We start from the raw sequence: 23,709 nt of genomic DNA, 5'->3' as shown, positions 1-23,709 counted from the left end.
CGATGAGCCCATGAGTCAGATCGGTGCGTCGTCGTACGCGACGAAGGGTCGCGTTCTCGTCGTCGACGACGACGCCCCGCTCGCAGAGATGCTGGGCATCGTGCTGCGCCAGGAAGGGTTCGACAGCCAGGTCTGCGGCCGCGGAGACGCGGCCCTCGCGGCCTTCCGCGACTACCGGCCCGACGTGGTGCTGCTGGACCTGATGCTGCCCGGCCGCGACGGCATCGACGTCTGCAAGGAGATCCGCGCCGAGTCCGGCGTACCGATCGTCATGCTCACCGCCAAGGGCGACACCGTCGACGTCGTCGTCGGGCTCGAGTCCGGTGCCGACGACTACGTCGTCAAGCCGTTCAAGCCGAAGGAGCTCATCGCCCGGATCCGGGCGCGGGTACGCCGCACCGACAACGTGGCGTCCGAGACGCTCACCCTCAAGGACCTCACCATCGATGTTGCGGGACACAGCGTCACCCGCGACGGGGACGAGATCCCGCTGACGCCGCTGGAGTTCGACCTGCTGCTGTGCCTGGCACGCCGGCCGTGGCAGGTCTTCACCCGCCAGGTGCTGCTGGAGGAAGTGTGGGGCTACCACCACGCCGCCGACACCCGGTTGGTCAACGTGCACGTCCAGCGCCTGCGCTCCAAGGTCGAGCACGACCCCGAGCACCCCGAGATCGTCCTGACCGTCCGCGGCGTCGGCTACAAGGCCGGCAGCTAGGCATGTTCTTCCTCGTGGAGGCGTAGTGGCCCTGAGGATCACGGTTCCCCTCGGGCTCCGAAGGGCGCTCACCTTCTGGCGGCGCTCGATCCAGGCCCGGGTGGTCGTCAGCACCCTGGTGATGTCGGCGATCGTGATCAGCGCGGTCGGGTGGTTCCTGCTCCAGCAGACCCGCGACGGCCTGCTCCGGCACCGGGTGGACGTCGTGGTCGGAGAGGTCGAGGCCGAGGTGGCGGCCGCCCGCGACCGGCTCTCGGCGGCCTCGGGCGCCGAGGACAACGCGAGCGTCCAGCGGGCCGACCTGATCGACCCGATCATCCTGGAGGGGGAGAGCCGCGGCTACGGCGTCGTGCTCGGCGGCCCGGCGGACAGTGAGACCAGGCTGTCGGACGGTGGTGCCTACCGCACGACCGGGCTCGCCGTGTCCAGCGTGCCGCGGCGGCTGCAGGCGCACTTCGAGGACGCCAACCGGTCGACGGCGTGGACCTACACCGAGATCGTGCGCACGCTCCCGGACGGCAGCACCGTGTCCGAGCCGGGCGTCGTCGTGGGCTCGCAGGTGCAGCTTCCGGCCGACGGCCAGACCTACACGATCTACTTCCTCTTCCCGCTGACCGAGGAGGAGGAGACGCTCGACCTGGTCACCCGGGCGCTGCTCACCGCTGCCGGGCTGTTGCTCGTGCTGGTCGCCGGCATCACCTGGCTGGTGACCCGGCAGGTGGTGACGCCGGTGCGGATGGCCCGCCGGGTGGCGGAGCGGCTCGCGGCCGGGCGGCTGCAGGAGCGGCTCCGCGTCACCGGCGAGGACGACCTCGCCCGGCTCGCCCACTCGTTCAACCAGATGGCGTCCAACCTCCAGCGCCAGATCCGGCAGCTCGAGGAGCTGAGCTGGGTGCAGCGACGGTTCGTCTCCGACGTGTCGCACGAGCTCCGCACGCCGCTGACCACCGTGCGGATGGCCGGTGACGTGCTGCACGATGCCCGCCGCGACTTCGACCCCGCGACGGCGCGCGCCGCCGAGCTCCTGCAGGCCGAGCTCGACCGCTTCGAGACGCTCCTGGTCGACCTCCTCGAGATCAGCCGGTTCGACGCCGGTGCGGCGCTCCTCGACGTCGAGGACATCAACCTCCTCGACATCGCCCACCGCGTGGTCGACGCCGCCCGGCCGCTCGCCGACCAGCGCGGCGTCCTCGTCGTCGTCGAGCAGCCCGCCCAGCCGGTGCGGGCCCAGGTCGACCCACGCCGCGTGGAGCGGATCCTGCGCAACCTCGTCACCAATGCGATCGACCACGCCTTCCCCGACGACCTGGACCGGCCGATCGTCGTACGGATGGCTGCTGACGAGCACGCCGCTGCGGTGACGGTCCGCGACCGCGGGGTCGGGCTGGCGCCGGGGGAGTCCGCGATGGTCTTCAACCGGTTCTGGCGCTCCGACCCGGCCCGCGCGCGCAGCAGTGGCGGCACCGGTCTCGGCCTCGCGATCTCCCTCGAGGACGCCCACCTCCACGGCGGCTGGCTCCAGGCGTGGGGCCGCCCTGGGGACGGTGCCCAGTTCCGGCTCACCCTGCCGCGGATCGCCGGCACCGCCCTGCGCCACAGCCCGTTGCCGCTCGCGCCGGTCGACGAGGCCGACGCGGACGCCGGACCGGACGACGACACTCCGGCGCCGAACCCGGGCCGGGAGCCCAGCCGGGGAGTGCCGTCATGAACGGGGCTCGGCCGCTGGCGCTCGCGCTCGTCCTGGCGACCCTCCTCACCGGCTGCGTCGGGCTCCCGAGCGAGGGGCCCGTCGTCGAGGCCGAGGTCGCCGGCGAGCGCAACGAGGACCAGGTGTCGTCGTTCGACCCGCGGCCGCCCCAGCCGGGCGACTCCCGGCTCGAGATCGTCAACGGGTTCCTCGACGCGATGATGGGCTGGCCGATCGCGACCAGCGTCGCGAAGGAGTACCTCACCGACGACGCGGCCGAGGAGTGGAGCCCGGACGCGACCGTGATCTACGGGGAGCTCGCGCCGCCGCGCGAGGACGGCAGCTCGGTCACCATCCGGATGCGGGACGCGACGCTGCTCGACGACTCCGGGAGCTGGCGTGGGGCCCTGCCGCCGGGTCGCAGCACGCTGCGCTACCAGCTGACCATCGAGGACGGCGAGTTCCGGATCCTCGACCCGATGGACGCTCTCGTCGTGCGCTCGACCTGGTTCGACGAGCGCTACCAACAGGCCTCGCTCTACTACTTCGACCCGGCGGCCCAGGTGCTGGTGCCCGAGCCGGTGTTCGTGCCGGTGGGGGAGACGTTCGCGACCAACCTGGCGGGTGCCCTCCTCGCCGGTCCGCCGTCCCGGCTGCACGGCGTCGTACGGACGTTCATCCCGGCCGGTCTCAGCGTCGGGCTCTCCGTGCCGGTCATCGACGGCATCGCCACGCTCGACCTCCAGGGCAACGCGCCACGGACGTCGGCCGCCTCGGCCGAGCTCATCTTGGCCCAGCTCGCCGCCACGCTCGCCCAGGAGCCGTCGATCAAGGCGCTGCGGGTGACGATCGGCGGTGAGGAGGTCGAGCCACCCGGGGCGGCGACCGAGTACGACGTGGGGTCTGCCGCGGCGTACGACCCCGCGGCTACCGGCTCCGCAGGCGTCCTCTACGGCCTGCGGCGGGGCCGGGTCGTGTCCGGCTCGGTCGACGACCTCCGGGTCGTGGACGGCCCGCTCGGCCGCAAGCGCAACCGGTTCGACTCCGTCGCAGTGGCGCCCGTCGGCGACCGGGTGGCTGCCGTCAGCGCGAACCGACGGCGAGTCGTCGTCGCGCGGCTCCGGTCTCCCGGCCGCAGATCGGCGGTCCGGACGCTCGTTCCCGACGGGACCGACGTCGCCCAGCCCTCCTGGGACGCGTCCGGGCGGCTGTGGATCCTCGAGCGCGGGCCGGAGGGCGCGCGGGTGCTGGTCTCGGACGACGGGGTCGGCGTCCGCCCGGTGCGCGTGCCCGGAGTGAGCCACACCGACGCCCGACGGATCCTCGTCTCCCGCGACGGCACCCGGCTGGTCGCCCTCGTCAATCGGCCCGGCGGCGACCGGATCGTCACCGCCCGGGTCGTGCTCGGCCTCGACGGACAGGTCGACCGGGTTGTCGACTCCTCGGTCATCCGGACGCTCCCCGGCCGGCACCCCATCGACCTCGCGTGGACCGCAGCCGCACAGATCTCGGTGCTCTCGCCCGCGGGAGAGCTGTTCGAGGTCGAGACCTTCGCCGTCGACGGCGCGACCGTCGGGGTGGACACCCTCTCGACGATGGTGGCCGGGAAGGTTCTCGGGCTCGCCGGCGAGCCCTATCCGGAGACGCCGGTGTACGCCGTGACGCGTGAGGCGATCATCGACATCCGCACCTGCGCGAACCTGAGTGCCTGCGGCGAGCGGCTCGACGCGACCCGGGTCCTCGACGTCGACTACGCGGGCTGAACTCCACAGGCCGCGAGGCGTCGGTTGTCCGCCGTACGCCGGTCTGGTCGGATCGTCGAGGTGATCCTGGTGAGCACGCTCCTCGACGCGGGCGCGGACCTGCTGCTCGGCTCGGCCTGCGTCGGCTGCGCCGAGCCCGGCCGGGTCCTCTGCGCGGTCTGCCGCGGCGGGCTGCCGAGGTCCGCCACGCTGGCGTGGCCGACCCCGGCTCCGGTCGGGTTGGCACCGCCCTTCGCCACCGGCCCCTACGACGCGACCCTCCGGTCGATGGTCGTCGGGCACAAGGAGCACCGCCTGCTGGGCCTGACCGGACCGCTCGGCGACCTGCTGGCCACCTCCGTGCTCGCCGCGACGGAGTCGGGCGGGGTCGGCAGTGCCGCGCCGCTGCTCCTCGTCCCGGTACCGTCGCGGCCTTCCGCTGTCCGCGCCCGCGGCCACGACCCGACCCTGGCCATGACCCGCCGCGCCGCGCGGACCCTCGGTGCGGCCGCCGACCGGCAGGTCACCGTCGGCCGACTGCTGCGCACCCGCCCCGGGGTGGCCGACCAGGCCGGGCTCGACGCCGAGGGACGGCGCGCGAACCTCGCGGGGTCGATGGCCAGCCCCGCGCGCGCCGTACGACGCCACTCCGGCAGTCGTGCCCACGTCCTGATCTGCGACGACGTGATCACGACCGGTGCCACCGCGCGCGAGGCGCAGCGCGCGCTCGAAGCCGCCGGAATCGTCGTCCTCGGGGTCGCCGCCGTCGCGGCGACCGTCCGACGCCACCGCCCGAGGGACCAAGGGTTGGAATAATCGCTGAACCCTTTCAAGCCCTTCGATGACCGACTAACGTCTCATCATGGAGTCCGCCCGGGTCCGTGGTTGCGTCGTCGGGACGCCGCGGGTCACTCCGGGCGCCCCACGACAAGCCGAGGCCAGTCGCAGGCGAAACGGTCCACGTAAGTCGACGCACGCGTCGACGATCACGGTGCGGCTTAGTCGTAAGTCCTGCCCCTCGCCGGCCACCAGATGTGGCCGAACGCGGGAGAGGGTCGCAGTGGCACCAAGCCGCAACGCCCCAGCAGGCGGGTGTGGGGACGAAAACCAGGTCGGCCGGGCGGACTCCTTGGACCCTGCGCGCTTCTCCGCGCCTTGATCGTCCGCGCCCAGGGCGCGGAACAGCTGAATACATGTCCCATCACCAACCATTTGGAGGTATCTGATGGACGTCGTGGTCACCGGACGGCACTGCGAGATCTCGGACCGCTTTCGCGGACACGCAGCCGAAAAGCTGGCGAGGTTGGAGAAGCACGATCATCGGATCATCCGGGTCCACGTCGAGGTCGACTCCGAACCCAATCCGCGCCAGCACGACCATGCCGTCCACGTCGAGCTCACGGCGTTCTCCAAGGGCCCGGTGATCCGCGCCGAGGCAGCCGCCGACGACAAGATGGCCGCGCTGGACCTCGCGCTGGACAAGATGGCCGCCCAGATGCGGCGAGCGGCGGACCGCCGCCGCGTCCACCGCGGACGCCGGGCACCGGTGTCGGTCGGTCAGGCCCTCGCCGGTCTGCCGGTGGCCGGCCTGACGTCGGAGAGCGCGACCGTGGAGACGATCGACACCGTCGAGGAGCGCCAGGTGGGACCGATCGCGGTGACCGGCGACGGCCCGCTGGTCGTGCGGGAGAAGACCCACCCTGCGAGCCCGATGACGCTCGACCAGGCGCTCTACGAGATGGAGCTCGTGGGCCACGACTTCTACCTGTACGTCGACAAGGAGAGCGAGCGGCCGGCGGTCGTCTACCGGCGCAAGGGCTACGACTACGGCGTGATCTCGCTCGACCTCGGGTCCTAGCGGATACCCCGCAGAGGCTCACGGGGCCGGGGGCGCGGGCCTTTCGGAGCCGGTGCGTGCCATGATGCTCGGGTGGGAGACGAGCCAGTACGCGTTCTCGTGGTCGACGACCATGAGCTGTTCCGTCGTGGCCTGACCATGTTGCTCGGCGTCGAGTCGGGCATCGAGGTCGTCGGCGAGGCGAGCGACGGCAGCGAGGGCACCGCGCTCGCGGTGAGCACCGCACCCGACGTGGTGCTCCTCGACGTCCGGATGCCGAAGCAGTCCGGCATCGAGGCGTGCGTGGCGATCAAGGCGGCGTCGCCGACCACGAAGATCGTCATGCTCACGGTCTCCGACGAGGAGGCCGACCTCTACGAGGCCGTCAAGAACGGCGCCTCGGGCTACCTGCTCAAGGACTCCTCGATCGAGGAGGTCGCCCAGGGCATCCGCGTCGTGGCCGAGGGCCAGTCGCTGATCAGCCCGTCGATGGCGGCCAAGCTCATCGACGAGTTCAAGACGATGTCGCGCCCGGACCGGTCGACGGGACCGGCACTGAAGCTGACCGAGCGCGAGCTCGACGTGCTCCGCCTGGTCGCCAAGGGCCTCAGCAACCGCGACGTCGCGCACCGCCTGGCGATCAGCGAGAACACGGTCAAGAACCACGTGCGCAACATGCTGGAGAAGCTGCAGCTGCACTCGCGCATGGAGGCGGTCATGTACGCCGTACGGGAGAAGCTCGTCGAGCTCGAGTAGCCGCGAAGTGTCAAGGTTGGCTCCTCGAGGTGTCGATCTTGGCTGCACGAAGTGTCGAGGTTGTTCCGTCGAACACTGAAACTTCGAGCGACCAGCACTGACACTTCGCGCGACCAGGAGTGACACTTCGAGCGACCAGCACTGACACTTCGCGGGGGTGTCGGCGGCGCTGCCTAGGGTGAGCGTCGTGCAGTCGCTCTCCCTCGCGCAGGCCCGCCGGATCGCGCTCGCCGCGCAGGGGTTCGCCGACAAGCGGCACGAGGTGCCGACGATGCGCACCTTCCAGCGCACGCTGGCGCGCACGGGCGTCCTCCAGGTCGACTCGGTCAACGTGCTGCAGCGCGCCCACTACATGCCGCTCTACTCGCGGATGGGGCCGTACGACGTCGACCTGCTGCGGCGGGCGTCCGAGGGGCGGCCACGACGGGTCGTGGAGTACTGGGCTCACGTGCAGGCCTTCATGCCGGTCGAGCGCTGGCCGGTGATGCGGTTCCGGATGGCCCACTACGCCGACCGCGAGTTCAAGTGGTGGCCGGGCATCGAGCCGATGCTCCGCCAGCAGGTGCTCAAGGAGGTCGAGAGCCGCGGGCCGCTCACCGCCCGCGACCTCGACGACGGCACCCCGCGCGTGAAGGGCAACTGGGGCTGGAACTGGTCGGCGGCGCGCAAGGCGCTCGACCTGCTCTACATGACCGGCGAGCTCGCCATCGCCGGCCGCAACGGCCAGTTCGAGGTGCGCTACGACCTGCCCGAGCGCGTGCTGCCACCGGAGGTGCTGGCCGCGCCGGCACTGACGGAGGACGAGGCGGTCCTCGAGCTGGTACGGCGGGCCGCCCGCTCCCACGGCGTCGCCAGCGCCAACTGCCTGGCCGACTACTACCGGATCAAGGTCGCCCCCGCCCGGGCCGCGGCCGAGGAGCTGGTGGCCGCGGGCGAGCTCGAGCGGGTGAGCGTCGAAGGCTGGCGCCGCCCGGCGTACCTCCACCGCGACGCGCGGCTGCCCCGCCGGGTCGGGGCCCGTGCGTTGCTGAGCCCGTTCGACCCGGTGGTGTGGGAGCGCGACCGCAGCGAGGCGCTCTTCGACTTCCACTACCGGATCGAGATCTACACCCCGGCCGCGAAGCGTGTGCACGGCTACTACGTGCTGCCGTTCCTCCTCGGGGACCGGGTCGTCGCGCGGGTCGACCTCAAGGCCGACCGCGCGACGGGCGTGCTGCTCGTGAAGGGGGCGTACGCCGAACCGGCCGCACCACCCGGGACCGCGGCCGAGCTGGCGGCCGAGCTGTGGCAACTCGCGGGCTGGCTGGGGCTCGACGACGTGGTCGTCGCGCCCCGGGGTGACCTCGCGCCGGCGCTGGCCGCAGAGGTCGACGCAGGGGAAGCAGTGGCGTCAGGATGACCCCATGACCACCTCCTTCGTCACCTGCCCGCTCTGCGAGGCCACCTGCGGCTTGGCCATCAAGCACGAGGGCGGGCAGGTGCTCGGGATCCGCGGCGACAAGGACGACGTGTTCTCCGGGGGGTACCTCTGCCCGAAGGGCACGTCGCTGGGGGCGCTGGACGCCGATCCCGACCGGATCCGCACGCCCCTGGTCAAGCGGGACGGCGAGTTCCACGAGGCGACCTGGGACGAGGCCTTCGCCCTGATCGACGCCCGGTTGCCGGCGCTGCGCGAGACGCACGGCCCCGACACGGTCGCCGTCTACTTCGGCAACCCGTCGGCGCACAATCTCTCCGGCGCGCTCTACCTGCGGGTGCTCGCGAAGGCGCTCGCCACCCGGAACGTCTACTCGGCCGGCACGGTCGACCAGGTCCCGAAGACGTTCGTCGGTGGCTATCTGTACGGCGACGCAGCGACGATCCCCGTCGCCGACCTCGACCGGACCGACCACCTGCTGATCCTCGGCGCCAACCCGCTGGTCTCCAACGGCAGCCTGATGACCGCGCCGGACATGCGCGGCAAGCTCGCCGCGATCCGCAAGCGCGGCGGCAAGGTCGTGGTGATCGACCCGGCACGGACCCGGACCGCCGAACGTGCCGACGAGCACCACCCGATCACGCCCGGGACCGACGCCTTCCTGCTCTTCGCGATGCTCCACGTGATCCTGGAGGAGGGGCTCGAGCGCGTCGACGGGTTGGCGCCCCACCTGGCCGGGCTCGACGAGGTGAGGGTGCTCGCGAAGCCGTTCTCACCCGAGACCGTCGCGGAGCGCACCGGCATCGCGGCCGACGAGATCCGGCGCCTCGCTTCCGAGCTCGCCGCGGCCGAGCGCGCCGCGGTCTACGGGCGGATGGGGACGACGACCGTCGAGTTCGGCACGCTGGCGAGCTGGCTGGTCGACGTCCTCAACATCGTCACCGGCAACCTCGACCGGCCGGGCGGCGTGATGTTCCCGAAGGCGGCCGCCGGCCAGCCCAACACCCGCCCGCGCGACGCGCGCCGCCCGTTCCGCCACGGGCGCTGGCACAGCAGGGTCCGGGAGCTGCCCGAGGTGATGGGTGAGCTGCCGGTCGCGACCCTGGCCGACGAGATCCTCACCCCCGGCAACGGGCAGGTCCGCGCGCTGGTGACCGTGATGGGCAACCCTTGCGTGAGCACGCCGCGGGCGGGCCGGCTTGACGAGGCGCTCGAGCGCCTCGACTTCATGGTCAGCTTCGACGTGTACCTCAACGAGACGACCCGGCACGCCGACGTGATCCTGCCGGGCCCGACCCCGCTGGAGCGGGACCACTACGACCTGCTGCTCTACCAGTACGCCGTGCGCAACGTGGCCAACTGGACGCCGGCCGTGGTCCAGACCGACGTGCCCCAGGAGTGGGAGACGATGCTCCGCCTGGTCGGCGTCCTCCAGGGCATGGGTCCGGACGCCGACGTCGCCGCGCTCGACGCTGCGCTGGCCGACGGCATCGCCCGGCTGAACGGAGTCGCGGTCACCGAAGGGCTTGCCGGACCACGCCGGCTGCTCGACGTACTCCTGAAGGCCGGGCCGTACGACGTCACCCTGGCCGACCTCGAGGCGGCGCCGCACGGTCTCGATCTCGGCCCGCTCCAGCCCCGCCTGCCCGAGGTGCTGTCGACGGCGAGCGGCCTGGTGGAGCTGGCGCCGGCGGCGATCGTCGACGACGTGCCCCGGCTGGTCGCCGCCCTCGACCGGCCCGCGGCCCCAGGAATGGTCCTGATCGGACGGCGACACCTGCGCTCCAACAACTCCTGGATGCACAACCTCGAGCCGCTGGCCGGCGGCGGCAACGACTGCTCGGCCCACGTCCACCCCGACGACGCTGCCCGGCTCGGGCTCGTCGACGGCGGCGCCTGCACGATGACCTCACGGGTCGGTGCGATCACGCTCCCCGTCGTGGTGACCGACCGGATCCGTCCCGGCGTGGTCAGCGTTCCCCACGGCTGGGGTCACGACGTCGACGGCACCCGGACCGAGGTCGCCGCCCGGCGACCCGGCGTCAACAGCAACGTCCTCACCGACGACACCGTCCTCGACGTCCCCACGGGGACCGGGGTGCTCAACGGCATCCCGGTCGAGCTGCTGCCGTGAGTGCGGATGACTGAGGCCGAGGAGTCTGAGCGGATCTGGGGTGGAACGACCCTCGCGGAACGCAAGCGCGACCGTCGCACCAAGCTGCTGCAGGCCGGGGTGAGGCTGATCGCCGCTGGTGGGGGACAGGCCGTCACGGTGCGCGCGGTGTGTCGCGAGGCGTCACTCACCTCGCGCTACTTCTACGAGCACTTCGGCGACCGCGACGACTTCACCGTCGCGGTCTTCCAGACACTGGCCGACGAGTGCCAGGAGGCGATCCGGGAGGCCGTGTCCCGCTCGTCGGGCGCACCCCGGGCTGTCGCCGCGGCCGCCGTCGACGCCGTCGTCGGCGTGGCCATCGACAGCCCGGACGCGGGCAGGGTGCTGTTCGTGGCTCCGACGACCGATCCCGTGCTCTTCGCGGCGCGCGACCGGTTCTTCCCCGTCATGGCGGACATGATCGCCGACCAGTTCCCCGATCGGGACGATGTCGACGTACGGCGGCTCAAGTCGGCCAGTCTCGTCGGAGCCCTGAGCCACGTCTTCTTCCTCTACGTCGGCGGGTCGCTGGACGTCCCGCGCGACGTCTTCGTCGAGCACTGTGTCGACCTGCTGCTGACCGTTGCCGCGATGCGCGCGTAGCCGTCCCGTCGGCCGGCCAGGTGCGGTGTTCGTCACGTTGCGACCACGGCCGTCGCGAAGTGACTACAGTAGTAGTCACTTGCCCACGGCCAATGGAGGTCCGCATGAGTGCCCTGCCCGCAGAACCCACCCACGCGATGGAGCCGGTTGTCGACATCGACATGCGGGACTACTGGGACGGCATCACGGGCTTCTATGCCGGCAGCGCCAACGTCGCCCTCCAGATGCTGGGCGCTCCGGGAGTCGCGTACGGCGTCATGGAGTCCAAGGTCGAGGGCGGGCGGGTCGATCGGCACCCGTTCAAGCGCGCCCGGACGACGCTGACCTACCTCGCCGTGGCCGTCCTCGGCACCGAGGACGATCGCGCGGCGTACCGCGATGCGGTCAACGGGGCGCACCGTCAGGTGCGGTCGACGAAGGACAGCCCGGTCAGGTACAACGCGTTCGACCGCGACCTGCAGCTGTGGGTGGCGGCCTGCCTGTACTTCGGCTGGGCCGACACGTACGAGCGCCTGCACGGCCCGCTCGACGACGACACTGCGGAGGCGATCTACCAGGAGCTCGCCGTTCTGGGCACGACGCTCCAGGTGCCGCGCGAGATGTGGCCTGCCACGCGGGCTGCGTTCGAGGAGTACTTCCAGGGGCGGCTGGCGGACGCGGACATCGACGGCCCCACGGCCGACTACGTCCGGATGCTGATCGGCTTCGACATGACGCCGTGGTGGTTCAGGCCGGCGGGCGTGTTGCTCGGCTTCATGAACACCGGCTACACGCCGCCGGTGCTGCGCGAGAAGCTCGGTCTCGAGTGGTCCGACCGCAACCAGCGCATCTTCGACGCGGTCAACCGGGCGACCGGTATGGTCTACCGCCGATTGCCGCGCCCGGTACGGAACGCACCGTTCAACCTGCTCCTCGTGGGCCTGCGCCGACGGATGAGGAGTGGGCGCGCTCTCGTGTGAGCGGCCGAACGCCATGGGGGTCTTCGATTCCGCTGCCTCGGTCCTGAGACGGCTCGGTCCCGTCGGAGAGGTGCCTGCTCGCGCGGTCGAGCTCTACGGGCACGGGCTGCTCGGGGCCGAGCGCGCGCTGTGGGCAGTAGTCCGCTCGCGGATGGACCAGGTGGGTCCGCCGGTGCGAGAGATCGAGGCGCCGAAGCCGAAGCCGGCGCCGCCGCCCGACAGGTCGCCGCAGCAGATGATGTCCGCGCTCCTCCGGGAGTCGCTCGGCCAGAACGCGACCAGCAGCGAGCGTGAGTACCTCGTCGCCGTACTCCGGCAGCTGCTACCGGACGAGGCGCGGATCATCGCGGCCCTCGCCGACGGGCCGCCGGCGCCCACCGTGAGCGTGTACCGCCGCGGCAGCAGCGACCTGCTGCTCGACAACGCCTCTCTGATCGGCCGTACGGCGGCCGTCACCCTGCCGAGTCGCACCACCCGGTACGTGGCCCACCTGCTGCACCTCGGACTGGTCGAGCTCGGGCCGGAGGACAAGACGAACAACGTCGGCTACGAGCTGGTCCTCGCGGACCGGCTGGTGCGCCCCGCGCTCAAGGACGGTGCCATGGGCAAGCTCCCGGCCCGGGTCGAACGCAGGACGCTGCGGCTCAGCGACCACGGCCGCGCGCTGTGGGAGGCCACCCGGCCCGACGAGGGGACGTCATGATCGCCGCCGTGGTCAACACGCCGACGCAGGCCTGGGACGTCTTCATCGACCACCCGTTCGTACTCCTGCTGATGCCGGTGGTCAGCGCGTTCATCGGCTGGATCACCAAGGTCGTCGCGATCGAGATGGCGTTCCGTCCCACCGAGTTCATGGGCGTCGGCGTGCTGGGCTGGCAGGGCCAGCTCCCCCGCAGGGCCGCGAAGTTCGGCGCCGAGGCCGCGGACATCATCCTCGACAACGTCGTCGACCCGCGGGAGATGGTCGACCGCCTCGACCCGCACCGGGTCGCGACCGAGTGCGACGACATCATGCTCGACGCCATCAACGCCGTCGCCCGCGACATCCTCGGCCCCCGGTGGGACCAGGTCCCTCAACGGGCGAAGGCACTCGCCATCGCGCGGGCCCGGTCGCGGGCACCGCAGATGGTCGAGAACCTGCTCCAGCAGGCCAAGGACAACATCGACGAGCTCTTCAACGTCAGCTACATCGTCACGTCGGAGCTGATCAAGGACAAGGCGCTCCTCGTCGAGCTGGTCCGCGGGCCGATGGCGCCGATCATGACGTTCATGAAGCGGTTCGGCGCCGTCTTCGGGTTCGTGGTCGGCGCGATCCAGATGGTGGTGTTCGCCTTCACCGAGAGCCACATCGTGATCCCGATCGCCGGACTGATCGTCGGACTCGTCTCGGACTGGATCGCGCTCCGGATGATGTTCGACCCGAAGGAGCCGAAGCGCTACCTCGGGGTCTTCAAGTGGCAGGGGCTGGCGTTCGCCGAGCGCGACCACTTCATCAAGGAGTACGCCAAGGTCGCGGCCGAGAAGGTGCTCGGTCCCGAGCTGATCATGCGAGCGCTGCTCGACGGTCCGCTGGCCGACCGACTCTTCGCGCTTGTCCATCAGGAGGTCGAGGACGCGATCGACGCCGAGCTCGGCATCCTCGAGCCACTCGTTCCCGCCGCGATCGGCAGCAGGAGGTACGACACCCTTCGGCGCTCGGTCGTGACCGAGGCGCAGGGCCGGGTCCGTGGGGCGTCCGAGCGGTTGGGCCCTTACATCATCGAGGCGCTCGACGTGGAACGCACGGTCGAGGAGTCGCTGGGAGCGCTCTCGAACCAGGCGCTCGAGGACATGCTGCGGCCGGTGTTCAAGGACGACGAGTGGCTCGTCGTCGCCGTGGGCGGAGGCCTTGGATTCGCCGTCGGAGAGCTTCAAGTGCTCCTGCTGACGGAGCTTGCCGGACTCTGACGTAGTCCGGCCGGAACGGTCAGTCCCGGAGCAGCCGGTTGGCGATCGCGTGCTGGTGCACCTCGGTCGGCCCGTCGTACAAGCGGAACGCCCGGACGTCCCGGAAGAACCCGGCGACCGGGGTCTCGTCGCTGATGCCCATGCCGCCGAGGACCTGGACGCACCGGTCGGCGACCTGGAACAGCTCCTCCGAGACCATCGCCTTGGTCATCGAGCTCTCGTGGCGCCCCCGGTGGCCCTGGTCGAGGATCCAGCAGGCCCACCAGATCATCAGCCGGCACTTCTGGATCGCGATCTCGTTGTCGGCAAGCATGAAGCCGACCCCCTGGTGCTGGCCGATCGGCTTGCCGAACGCGGTGCGCCGCTTGGCGTAGTCGACGGCGATCGACTGGGCGCGCACCGCGCCGCCGAGCCAGCGCATGCAGTGCGTGAGCCGGGCCGGTGCCAGCCGGAGCTGGGCGTAGCGGAAGGCCTCTCCCTCCTCGCCGAGCAGTGCCGACGCCGGCAGGTGCAGGTCGTCGAACAGGACGACGCAGTGCCCCTCGACGTAGTTGCGGTCCATCGTGTCCATGGTCCGCTCGATGACGATGCCGGGAGCGTCGCCGTGGCACAGGAACAGCGTCGCGCCGGCGCCTTCGAGGTCGGCCATGATGATCCAGGTCCGGGCGCCGTTGGCGCCGGTGATCAGCCACTTGCGGCCGTTGATGACGTAGCCGTCACCATCGCGTACGGCGGTGGTCGCGAGCTGCCGCGGGTCGGAGCCGGCGCCGTCCGGCTCGGTCATGGCGAAGACCGAGCGCTGGTGCCCCTCGACGACCGGGCGCAGGAACTGCATGGCCTGCTCGGCGTTGGCGATCTTGCTGAGCAGGAACATGTTGCCCTCGTCGGGCGCCGCGCAGTTGAGTGCGACCGGACCCAGGGCCGACCAGCCGGCTGCCTCGAACAGGATCGCCTGCTCGAGGTGGGTCGGCGCGGTGCCGCCGTCCCGCGGCGCCTGGAACGTCAGCAGCCCGGCTTCGCGGGCCAGCCCGACGAGCTCGGTGCGCAGGTCCTCGGTCGGGCCGTGCGGCGTCACCCGGGGATCCGTCTCGTAGGCCACCACCTTCTCCTCGACGAAGGCGCGCACCTGGTCGCGGCGGGCGGCAAGGTCGGCGGGGATCTCGAAGTCGATCATGGTTGGCCTCTCGATTGAGCACGGTTCAGTTGTGCTGGATCAGCTCGTGGGCGCGTTCGAGGAGTCGCCGGGTGGTCAGGTGGAGGCGGTCGCCGATCTCCTGGGGCGCGAGCCCCGCGAGCGCGCGGGCATGACTGCCCTCGAGGACGATGCCGAGCTTGAAGCAGGCGAGGACGACGTACCAGTCGATCGCCGAGAGGTCCCGGGTGCTGCGCTCGGCGTACCGCTGCACCAGCTCGTCGCGGGTGGCGAGCCCCTCGGCGCGGGTCAGCGGGCCGGCGAACTCCTCGGGTGCTCCGGGCAGGTCCCAGGTGGCGAGCAGCCAGCCCAGGTCGAGCAGCGGGTCGCCGATGGTGCACATCTCCCAGTCGACGACCGCGACGACGTCCGGGCCGTCGGGGGCGAACATCACGTTGGCCGCGTGGTAGTCGCCGTGCAGGATGCCGGGCCGCCAGTCGGTGGGGCGGTGCGCGTCCAACCACGCAGCGACCTCGTCGACGGGGCCGATGTCCGGGCCGGGGTAGTCCGGGAAGGCGTCGTACGACGCGAGCTCGGCCAGCCACCGCGGTACCTGCCGCTCGAGGAAGCCCTCCGGCTTGCCGAAGTCGCCGAGCCCGACCGCGACGTGGTCGACCTCGGCGAGGGTCGCGAGCGCGTCGACCAGCCGCAGGCCCATCTCGTGCCGGATCGCGGCGTCCGCCTCGTGCAGCGCCGGGAGCGCGATGCTCGCGTTGAACCCGTCGACCGGCTCCATCAGGTAGAAGACCGCGTCGCCGAGCACGGACTCGTCGTCGCAGGCGGCGATCAATGCCGGGTGGGGAACAGCGGTGCCGCCGAGGCTGCGGAGCACCCGGCACTCGCGCCGGATCACGTCGTTGCTGCGGGGCCGCAGGTGCTCCGGACCGCGCCGGAGGACGTACGTCCGGCCGGAGCGCTCGAAGCGCAGCATGATGTTCTGGGTGCCGCCGGAGATGGGGGAGACAGCCGTCAGCGGCCCGCTTCCGAGGCCGCGTCCATCCATCCAGTGCTCGACCGCCTGGGCGTCGATCACTCCTTCGACCGCACGCGCCGGACGCCGTCGCGCGCCATCGCGATGGGCGAGGTCAGCAGCTGGACGGACTCCATCGTCTTCGCGAGGTCCGCCATCTCCAGCGCGACCTCGTCGACCCTGGTGAGGGTCTGGTCGACGTCGAGCACGGTCTTGATCCGGCTTCCCAGGGTGCGCTTCACGTCGTCACTCACTTCTCGCTCAGACCATCGGCCGGCCGAGCCGGCGGCGGATCTCCAGGTTCCACATCATCGCGTTCATGGGGAACACGCGGAAGACGTGCGGCAACGGTCGGGAGATCGTGCCGAGGGTCCGCAGCAGCCGGTCGTGCCGCTGCTGGTCGCGCCCGTCCCAGGACAGGCCGAGCTGGTCGCGCACCGGCTCCGGCAGGAAGCCGGTGTTGAGCCACTGGTGCAGCGGCCCGAGCATCCGGTCGAGCGGCACCGGCAGGATGTCCATCCGCATCAGCCCGCGCTGGTAGTCGCCGACCCGCTGGTCGATGTCGACCCTGGCGATCCCTTCCTCCCAGTAGGCCCAGAAGTCCTCGGGCGTGCGGTGCCACATCTCCTGCGGGACCTGGAGGGTGGTGCCGATGCGGGCGCCGGCGCGCAGCACGATCGCCTCCTCCTCCCGGGTCATCGGGCCGTGCATCCGGGTGAACGCGTCGACGGTCCCGTAGTAGATGCAGCTGGCCACCCAGAGCTGGAGCTCGCGGTTGAACGCGTTGTACTTCACCGGGCTGTCGGGCGTGGAGCGCACCTGCCGGTGCTGCTCGTTGATCGCCTGTCGGTAGGCGAGGCGCTGGGTGTGGTTGCCGAGCAGCGCGATGCCGAGGTAGCCGACCGTGGTCCGGAACCGCTTGAACGGGTGCTTGGTCACCTTCCCGCTGTCGACCCGGCTCTCCACGACGCCGTAGCCGACCTCCGGCCAGCCGAGCTGCAGCGCCACGTTGGCCGGGCCGGCGATGAAGACGACGATCCCGTCCATCTTGCGGCGCAGCAGCGCGAGCTCCTCCGCGCGCTCGGCCTTCCGGGCGGCGCGGATGAAGTCGGCGGAGTCGTCGCCGACCGTGGGGTCAGGGACGAGGTCGTGCTTGCGCAGCGGTTCGGCTCCCATGGTGGCTCCTCCGTCAGGCGTAGAGCGAGTCGATCTCGGCGGCGTACTTCTCGGCGATCGGCTTGCGCTTGAGCTTCATCGTCGGGGTCAGCTCGTCACCACCCGGCTCCCACGGCGACGGCAGGAGCGCGAACTTCTTGATCTGCTCGACCCGGGCGAGCTTCTCGTTGGCCTGGTCGATGCCGGCCTGGATGAGCGCCTTGACCGTCTCGTCCTGGGCCAGGACGGCGGGGGAGGAGTCCGCGAGGCCGACCTTGGCGCCGTACGCCGCGCAGGCGTCCGGGTCGAGCGTCAGCAGCGCGGTGACGTACGGCCGGTCGTCGCCGATGGCGACCACGCTGAGCACCAGCGGGCACGCGACCTTGACCGCGCCCTCGATGTTCTGCGGCGACATGTTCTTGCCGGCCGCGTTGATGATGAGCTCCTTCTTGCGGTCGACGATCTTGACGTAGCCGTCGTCGTCGATCGTGGCGATGTCGCCGGTGTGCATCCAGCCGTCGCTGTCGATGGCCTCGGCCGTGCGCTCGGGGTCGTTGCGGTAGCCCCGCATGACCAGCGGGCCCCGCACCAGCAGCTCGCCGTCGTCGGCGAGCGAGATCTCGGAGCCGCCGGGCACGACCTTGCCGACGGTGCCGATCCGGATGCCGTCCGGCGGGTTCATGGTGACGACGGCCGAGGTCTCGGACATGCCCCAGACCTCGAGGACGGGGATGCCGATGCCCAGCATGAACGCCAGTGCGTCCGGGGCGATGGCCGAGGCGCCGGTGGCGGCCACCCGCACCCGGTCCAGGCCCATCTTCTCCCGCAGCTTGCTCAGCACCAGCCGGTCGGCGATGCCGTGCTGCAGCCTGAGGGCGAGCGGCACCGGCTTCTGCTCCGACCGGAGCCAGGCCACCTTCGTGCCGGTCGCGATCGCCCAGCCTGCGATCTTGCGCTTCTTCTCGTCGGGCTCCGCGGCCAGCGCCGCTTCGATGCCGGCCTTGACCTTGTACCAGACGGCCGGGACGGCGCCGAAGAACGTCGGGCGGACGCTGGGGAGCGTCGGCACCAGCTGCTTCGGGTCGGCGACCGTGGTGATCTGGATCCCGTAGCGCAGGTTGTTGTAGTGCGCGCCCCAGCGGTTGGCGATGTGCGCGTCGGGGAGGTAGGACACGAGCTTGTCCTCGTGCGACAGCGGGAAGTAGCCCTCGAGGGCGTCCATCTCGGCCATCAGGTTGGCGTGGGTGAGCTCGACGCCCTTCGGCGGCCCGGTGGTCCCGGAGGTGTAGATGAGGGTCAGCACGTCGGACGCCTCGACCGCCTGCCAGGCGGCGTCGAAGTCGTACGACGGGTCGCCGCTCGCCTCCAGCTCCTCGAGCGTCATCGCGCCCTCGGCGGGGCCGTCGACGACGACGAAGTGCTCGACCTGGCCGTCGGTGTTGGCGAGCCTCAGCTTCTCGAGGAACTGCTGCTCGGTGATCACGACCTTGTTGCCGGCATTGCCGAACAGGTAGGCGATCTGGTCGACCGCGAGGGTGTTGTAGATCGAGAACGGAGTCGCGCCCGTGTGCAGCACGCCGGTGTCGGCGACGTGGAACTCGGGCCGGTTCGTGAGCATCAGCGCGACGGTGTCGCCGCGTCGTACGCCGAGCCCGGCGAGGCCGGCGGCCACCTTGCGCACGCGGTCGGCGTACTGCGACCAGGTGATGGAGACGCTGTCGTCGGGAGTGCGGAGGGCGACGGCGTCGGGATGGGTGGAGGCCGTCCGTTGGAAGGCAGCGCAGAGGGTGCGGTTGTCAGTAGCCACACCCGGCAAACTACTCGCGTGAACCGTTTCTGACAACGGGTGGTGTCCGAACTGTGGGCGGCCCGCTGGCGCCACGGACGGGGAGGGCGGATGGTAGGCCCATGATCCAGGAACGGCCGTTCGACATCCGCGACCACATCCCGGGCCCGGCCGGCTTCCTCGGCTCGGCCGCGAACGTGATCATGCAGCTCGGCTGGCGCGAGGTCGGCTACGGCGTGGTCGAGAGCTCGGTCGACAGCGGCAACGTGATGCTGCATCCCTGGAAGCGGCTCCGCACCACCATCAGCTACCTCGTCGTCGCGCTCTTCGGCAACGAGGCCGACCGCGCGGCGTACCGCGAAGCCGTCAACCGCTCCCACGTTCCGGTGCGGTCCGGTCCCGACAGCCCGGTGAAGTACAACGCCTTCGACCCGGCGCTGCAGCTGTGGGTGGCGGCCTGCCTCTACAGGGGCGTCCGCGACATGCGGCTCGCCTACCTCGGGCCGATGACCGAGGCGGAGGAGGAGGACCTCTACGCCTACTGCAGCCGGCTCGGTACGACGCTGCAGGTGTCGGCCGACCAGTGGCCGGCCGACCGGGAGGCGTTCGAGAAGTACTGGGCAGAGGGGGTCGCCCGGGTGCGGTACGACGAGCCGGTGCGCCAGCACCTGCTGGCGATCGTGGACCTGGAGATGATCCCGCGCTGGATGCGGTGGGGGAACAGTGCCCTCAACCGGTTCGCGACGGTGGGCTTCCTCCCGCCGGAGTTCCGTGAGGCGATGGGGCTGACCTGGACCGAGGCCGACCAGCGCCGCTTCGACCGGATGAACCGGGTGCTGCGGTTCGGCTCGCGGTTGCTGCCGCGGTGGGTGCGGGTGCTGCCGATCCGGCTGCAGCTGGCCGAGGTCCGGTTCCGGATCCGGCGTGGCTGGCGGCTGACCTAGTCGCTGTCGAGGGTCATCTGGCGCACCGACGAGGCCAGCAGCGCTCCGACCATGTCGCTGAGCTCGCTGCTGGACACGGCCAGGTCGCCGTTGAGTGCCGCGTCGGTCACCTCGAGGGCGCCGCCGACGGCGTACAGCAGGGCGATCCGGCCGCGCGGCGAGTCCACGGCTTCCCCGAGCTCCTTGCCGAGGTAGGTGCGCATCGCGTCGGCGTAGGCGATCACGATCCTGCGCCGGGCGTCCGTGAGCCCCTCGGTGCCGGAGGAGACCACCAGCATCGCGCGGGCCTTGCGGGGGTCGGTCTCGAAGACCGAGTAGGCCCCCTCGAACGCGGTGCGACAGGCGTCGTGGAGCTCGGTGGGGGAGTGCTCCGCCAGCGCTGCCGCGCCCTCGAGCGCGATCTCGTCGGCGATCTGCTGGAGCAGCGCGAGCTGCAGCTCGTTGAGGTTGGCGAAGCTCTCGTAGAAGTACCGCTGGGTGAGCTTCGCCCGAGCGCACACCCCGCGCACGCTGATGTCCGCGTCGTCGCCGCCCATCAGCTCGAGCGCGGCCTCCAGGAGGGCAGCACGCCGCCGCTCCCGCCGTACGTCGGCGGTGACGCCGCGGTACGGACGCTGGATCGACACACGGCCGACCCTAAGGGACGGGACGGTCAGTATGACTTGGGGAGTCCGAGCATCGAGGTTCCGATGTGGGCCAGGACCAGCTGCTCGGCGACCGGGATGTTCTTCCCGATCCGGGCGTCGCGGAGCCAGCGCTCGACAGGGAACTCCTTGGAGTAGGCCATGCCGCCGAGCGTCTGGAACGCCTGGTCGGCGGCCTCCCAGGCCACTTGCGCGCCGGTCAGCTTGGCCACGTTGGCCTCGTTGCCGCATGGCAGGCCCTGGTCGAAGAGCCAGGCCGCCTTGTAGGTCATCAGCCGGCCGAGCTCGGTCTTGGCCTTGATCTGCGCGAGCGGGAACTGGATGCCCTGGTTGGCACCGATCGGCCGGCCGAAGACCACCCGCTCGGTGGCGTACTTCGCGGCATAGGCGAGCGCCGCATCCGCACCGCCGACACCACCGGCTGCCGCCAGGATCCGCTCCGGGTTCAGCACGTCCCACAGCACCATGAACCCCGCGTCGACCTCGCCGATGACGTTGCGGGCGGGCACCCGGACGTCGTCGAAGAAGACCTGGCTGGAGTACAGGATGTTGCTGCCCATCTTCGGGATCGGGTCGTAGGAGAGCGTGCCGGCGGCCAGCGCCTCCTTGACGTCGATCAGGAACAGGGTGAAGCCGTTGTAGCGGGGCTTCGCCTCGGCGGCGGGGATGGTGCGCGTGACAGCGACCATCCAGTCGGCGTTCTCGACGTTGGAGATCCAGACCTTCTGGCCCTTGATCAAGAAGTCGTCCCCGTCCCGCCGGGCCGACGTCGTGATCTCGATGGCGTTGCTGCCGGCGTCGGGCTCGGTCAGCGCGAAGCAGAACTGGACGTCGCCGGACGCGATGCCGGGCAGGATGTCCTTCTTCTGCTGGTCCGTGCCGTGGCGCACGAGCGTCGTCGCGCCGAAGCCGGGCGTGGTGACGTAGAAGAAGCTGCCGGCGCCCCCGCCGGAGGCGCAGAGCGTCTCGTTGGCGATCGCCACCTCGAGCAGGCCCTGCCCGCCGCCGCCGTACTCCTCGGGGATGTTGAGGCCGAACCAGCCACCCCTGCCGAGGTCGCTGAAGACCTCGGTCGGGAAGCGGTGCGCCTCCTCGCACTCGGACCAGTAGGCGTGGTCGTACTTGGCGGCCACCGCTCGCACGCCGTCCTGTACGGCGAGCGCGGTCTCGGGCAGGTTGAAGTCCATTAGAGCCCCAGGCTCCTTCCGATGATTTCCTTCTGGATCTCGGTCGTGCCGCCGTAGATGGTCGAGATCCGGCTGTCGAGGTAGGCCCGCGCGATCGGGTACTCGAGCATGTAGCCGTAGCCCCCGTGGAGCTGGACGCCCTGGTTGGCCATCTTCACCTGGAGCTCGGTGGCCCAGTACTTGGCCTGCGATGCCTCGACCGCGTCGAGGGTGCCGGCGACGTGCTTGCGGACGCACTCGTCGACGAAGACCCGGGTGATCTTGGCCTCGGTCGCCATCTCCGCGATCAGGAACCGGTTGTGCTGGAACTTGCCGATCGGCTTGCCGAAGGCCTCGCGGGTCTTCGCGTAGTCGAGGCACATCTCGACGATCGCCTCGCACGCGGCCGCGGCCTGGGCCGCGATGATCAGCCGCTCCTGCGGCAGGTTCATCATCAGCGAGATGAAGCCGCTGCCCTCGGGACCGAGCAGGTTCTCCTTGGGCACCCGGACGTCGGTGAAGCTCAGCTCGGCGGTGTCCTGGCCGTGCAGGCCGATCTTCTCGAGGTTGCGGCCGCGCTCGAAGCCCTCCATGCCGCGCTCGACGACGAGCAGGCTGATGCCCTGGTGGCCGGCCTCGGGGTTCGTCCGCGCGACGACGATCACCAGGTCGGCGTGGATGCCGTTGCTGATGAAGGTCTTCGACCCGTTGAGCAGGTAGTGGTCACCTTGGTCGACGGCGGTGGTCCGGACGCCCTGGAGGTCCGATCCGGCGCCCGGCTCGGTCATCGCGATCGCGGTGATGATCTCGCCGGTGACACAGCCCGGGAGCCAGCGCTGCTTCTGCTCGTCGGTCCCCAGCGAGATCAGGTACGGGACGATGATGTCGGTGTGGACGGAGAAGCCGGGGCCGTTCGCGCCCGCCCGGGTCTGCTCCTCCGACAGCACGACGTTGAACCGGAAGTCGTCGATGCCGGGGCCGCCGTACTCCTCGGGGACGTCGAAGCACAGCAGTCCCGCCTCGCCGGCCTTCAGCCACAGCTCGCGCGGGACGATGCCGTCGCGGTCCCACTGCTCGTTGTTGGGGACGACCTCCTTCGCGTAGAAGGTCCGCACGGAGTCGCGGAAGTCCTCGTGCTCGGGAAGGAAGAGCTCGCGCATGGTGAGGGGGTCCTGTCGTAGGGGTCGGCAATTGCGACAGTCGGAAAGTCCAACTACTGTGACAGTAGCACTGTCACAATGCAATGTGACGGGGACAACGAGCGGGGAGAGCGTGTCGATCGAGACGACGTCCGACCAGTCGGCGGGGCTGACGGTCGACGAGCTGGCGGCGGCGACCGGGATGACGGTCCGGACGGTCCGCTACTACGCGGGCCTCGGACTCATCCCACCGCCCGAGCGGCGGGGGCGGCAGGCCTTCTACTCCGACGTCCACGCCGCACGCCTCAAGCTGGTCCGGGCCCTCCAGGACCACGGGCTGAGCCTCACGTCGATCGAGGACTACCTGGCGCGGTTCCCTGCCGACGGCGACGCCGACGAGCTCGCCGTCCGCGCGCTGGCGCTCACGACCTGGTCGGCCCAGCCGCCGGAGCGGATGAGTCGCGCGGGGCTCGACCGCCGCGCCGGCCGCCCGCTCGACGCGGCCTCGCTCGACGTGCTCCTGGCGCTCGGCGTCGTCGAGCAGGACGGCGACGAGTTCGAGCTGCAGCCCGGGTTCGACGCAGCCGTGAAGCTCCTGACGCTGGACATCAGCGTCGACGGGATCGTGGCCGCCGGCCTGGCGGTCCGGCGGCACACGGAGGCGCTGGCCGAGGAGCTGACCGAGGTCTTCGCCCGTCAGGTGATCGGGCCCTACCGGGCCCAGGAGCACCACACGCCCGAGGAGGCGGAGGCGTTCCGGTCAACGATCGTCCAGCTGCGCCAGCTCACCTTGGAAGCCGTCGTCTCCGGCTTCCAGCGCGCGTCCAACCAGGTGATCAACCGCTCGCTGCGTGGCGAGTGAGTCCGCGACCTGATGGCAACGCAACAGGGCCAG

22 protein-coding genes are annotated in these 23,709 nt (G+C 70.8%); 14 read left to right on the top strand and 8 right to left on the bottom strand.

Annotation, left to right across the window (positions count from 1 at the left end):
• Nucleotides 1–10 precede the first annotated feature (10 nt).
• The 12 genes from mtrA to D0Z08_RS02140 all read left to right on the top strand — a co-directional run bounded on the left by mtrA (nucleotide 11) and on the right by D0Z08_RS02140 (nucleotide 13,818).
• On the top strand, nucleotides 11–715 hold the full coding sequence (mtrA, locus tag D0Z08_RS02195) for an MtrAB system response regulator MtrA (RefSeq protein WP_118922170.1): 705 nt from the start codon (nucleotides 11–13) through the stop codon (nucleotides 713–715).
• Nucleotides 716–740: 25 nt separating this feature from the next.
• Nucleotides 741–2,423 carry an MtrAB system histidine kinase MtrB gene (mtrB, locus tag D0Z08_RS02190; RefSeq protein WP_245993546.1) on the top strand — a complete coding sequence of 561 codons (1,683 nt, stop codon included), beginning with the start codon at nucleotides 741–743 and terminating at the stop codon, nucleotides 2,421–2,423.
• On the top strand, nucleotides 2,420–4,165 hold the full coding sequence (locus D0Z08_RS02185; RefSeq protein WP_118922168.1) for an LpqB family beta-propeller domain-containing protein: 1,746 nt from the start codon (nucleotides 2,420–2,422) through the stop codon (nucleotides 4,163–4,165). Before mtrB ends, D0Z08_RS02185 begins: the two co-directional genes overlap by 4 nt.
• A 69-nt stretch (nucleotides 4,166–4,234) precedes the next feature.
• Complete coding sequence (locus D0Z08_RS02180; protein WP_245993541.1) at nucleotides 4,235–4,960, top strand: ComF family protein; 726 nt, start codon at nucleotides 4,235–4,237, stop codon at nucleotides 4,958–4,960.
• A gap of 409 nt (nucleotides 4,961–5,369) precedes the next feature.
• Nucleotides 5,370–6,002 (top strand): ribosome hibernation-promoting factor, HPF/YfiA family, encoded by a 633-nt coding sequence (gene hpf / locus D0Z08_RS02175; RefSeq protein ID WP_118922166.1) that lies wholly within the window; start codon nucleotides 5,370–5,372, stop codon nucleotides 6,000–6,002.
• A 72-nt stretch (nucleotides 6,003–6,074) separates the two neighbouring features.
• The gene (locus D0Z08_RS02170) at nucleotides 6,075–6,737 is read left to right on the top strand and encodes a response regulator (protein ID WP_245993538.1); all 663 of its coding nucleotides are present in this window, start codon (nucleotides 6,075–6,077) and stop codon (nucleotides 6,735–6,737) included.
• Between the two features lie 187 nt (nucleotides 6,738–6,924).
• Nucleotides 6,925–8,136, top strand: coding sequence for a winged helix-turn-helix domain-containing protein (locus D0Z08_RS02165; RefSeq protein WP_118922733.1), 1,212 nt, complete (start codon nucleotides 6,925–6,927; stop codon nucleotides 8,134–8,136).
• A 4-nt stretch (nucleotides 8,137–8,140) separates the two neighbouring features.
• Entirely contained in the window at nucleotides 8,141–10,288 is a 2,148-nt protein-coding gene (locus D0Z08_RS02160) for a molybdopterin-dependent oxidoreductase (RefSeq protein ID WP_118922162.1), read from the top strand.
• Nucleotides 10,289–10,294: 6 nt separating this feature from the next.
• Nucleotides 10,295–10,912 carry a TetR/AcrR family transcriptional regulator gene (locus D0Z08_RS02155; RefSeq protein ID WP_147381288.1) on the top strand — a complete coding sequence of 206 codons (618 nt, stop codon included), beginning with the start codon at nucleotides 10,295–10,297 and terminating at the stop codon, nucleotides 10,910–10,912.
• Nucleotides 10,913–11,016: 104 nt separating this feature from the next.
• Nucleotides 11,017–11,871, top strand: coding sequence for an oxygenase MpaB family protein (locus D0Z08_RS02150; RefSeq protein WP_220453979.1), 855 nt, complete (start codon nucleotides 11,017–11,019; stop codon nucleotides 11,869–11,871).
• Nucleotides 11,872–11,941: 70 nt separating this feature from the next.
• A complete protein-coding gene (locus D0Z08_RS02145; RefSeq protein ID WP_182481097.1) occupies nucleotides 11,942–12,574 on the top strand; it encodes an Abi-alpha family protein in 633 nt (210 codons plus the stop codon).
• Nucleotides 12,571–13,818 (top strand): DUF445 domain-containing protein, encoded by a 1,248-nt coding sequence (locus tag D0Z08_RS02140; protein ID WP_118922155.1) that lies wholly within the window; start codon nucleotides 12,571–12,573, stop codon nucleotides 13,816–13,818. The genes D0Z08_RS02145 and D0Z08_RS02140 overlap by 4 nt, the downstream gene beginning before the upstream one ends.
• Before the next feature lie 19 nt (nucleotides 13,819–13,837).
• Here D0Z08_RS02140 and D0Z08_RS02135 read toward each other — a convergent pair whose 3' ends face one another.
• From D0Z08_RS02135 to D0Z08_RS02115, 5 genes are read right to left on the bottom strand one after another with little or no spacing between them, the layout of a single operon-like run.
• Entirely contained in the window at nucleotides 13,838–14,992 is a 1,155-nt protein-coding gene (locus D0Z08_RS02135; RefSeq protein WP_118922153.1) for an acyl-CoA dehydrogenase family protein, read from the bottom strand.
• A gap of 25 nt (nucleotides 14,993–15,017) precedes the next feature.
• Nucleotides 15,018–16,043: a phosphotransferase family protein gene (locus D0Z08_RS02130; protein ID WP_245993536.1), complete on the bottom strand. Its 1,026-nt coding sequence runs from the start codon at nucleotides 16,041–16,043 to the stop codon at nucleotides 15,018–15,020.
• Nucleotides 16,040–16,234, bottom strand: coding sequence for a hypothetical protein (locus D0Z08_RS02125; protein ID WP_118922151.1), 195 nt, complete (start codon nucleotides 16,232–16,234; stop codon nucleotides 16,040–16,042). Before D0Z08_RS02125 ends, D0Z08_RS02130 begins: the two co-directional genes overlap by 4 nt.
• Before the next feature lie 7 nt (nucleotides 16,235–16,241).
• Nucleotides 16,242–17,156 carry an oxygenase MpaB family protein gene (locus tag D0Z08_RS02120; protein ID WP_220453978.1) on the bottom strand — a complete coding sequence of 305 codons (915 nt, stop codon included), beginning with the start codon at nucleotides 17,154–17,156 and terminating at the stop codon, nucleotides 16,242–16,244.
• A gap of 13 nt (nucleotides 17,157–17,169) precedes the next feature.
• A complete protein-coding gene (locus D0Z08_RS02115; RefSeq protein WP_220453977.1) occupies nucleotides 17,170–18,942 on the bottom strand; it encodes an AMP-dependent synthetase/ligase in 1,773 nt (590 codons plus the stop codon).
• A gap of 101 nt (nucleotides 18,943–19,043) precedes the next feature.
• Here D0Z08_RS02115 and D0Z08_RS02110 point away from each other — a divergent pair, with 101 nt between their 5' ends.
• Nucleotides 19,044–19,865, top strand: coding sequence for an oxygenase MpaB family protein (locus D0Z08_RS02110; RefSeq protein WP_118922147.1), 822 nt, complete (start codon nucleotides 19,044–19,046; stop codon nucleotides 19,863–19,865).
• Here the strand turns inward: D0Z08_RS02110 and D0Z08_RS02105 are convergent.
• Genes D0Z08_RS02105 through D0Z08_RS02095 form a run of 3 tightly spaced genes read right to left on the bottom strand, consistent with a single transcriptional unit; the run spans nucleotide 19,862 to nucleotide 22,835 of the window.
• Nucleotides 19,862–20,491 (bottom strand): TetR/AcrR family transcriptional regulator, encoded by a 630-nt coding sequence (locus D0Z08_RS02105; protein ID WP_118922145.1) that lies wholly within the window; start codon nucleotides 20,489–20,491, stop codon nucleotides 19,862–19,864. The two genes, D0Z08_RS02110 and D0Z08_RS02105, sit on opposite strands and share 4 nt — an antisense overlap.
• Nucleotides 20,492–20,517: 26 nt before the next feature.
• On the bottom strand, nucleotides 20,518–21,696 hold the full coding sequence (locus D0Z08_RS02100) for an acyl-CoA dehydrogenase family protein (protein ID WP_118922143.1): 1,179 nt from the start codon (nucleotides 21,694–21,696) through the stop codon (nucleotides 20,518–20,520).
• Entirely contained in the window at nucleotides 21,696–22,835 is a 1,140-nt protein-coding gene (locus D0Z08_RS02095) for an acyl-CoA dehydrogenase family protein (RefSeq protein ID WP_118922142.1), read from the bottom strand. Before D0Z08_RS02095 ends, D0Z08_RS02100 begins: the two co-directional genes overlap by 1 nt.
• A gap of 112 nt (nucleotides 22,836–22,947) precedes the next feature.
• On the opposite strand from D0Z08_RS02095, the gene D0Z08_RS02090 reads away from it, so the two are divergent.
• On the top strand, nucleotides 22,948–23,676 hold the full coding sequence (locus D0Z08_RS02090) for a MerR family transcriptional regulator (protein WP_182481096.1): 729 nt from the start codon (nucleotides 22,948–22,950) through the stop codon (nucleotides 23,674–23,676).
• Nucleotides 23,677–23,709: the final 33 nt, after the last annotated feature.

Origin of the sequence: Nocardioides immobilis (assembly GCF_003515065.1) — a bacterium.
In the GTDB taxonomy this organism is placed as follows: Bacteria; Actinomycetota; Actinomycetes; order Propionibacteriales; family Nocardioidaceae; genus Nocardioides; species Nocardioides immobilis.
The sequence above is the reverse complement of the archived record's forward strand: the minus strand, read 5'-3'. Positions and strand labels throughout refer to the sequence as shown.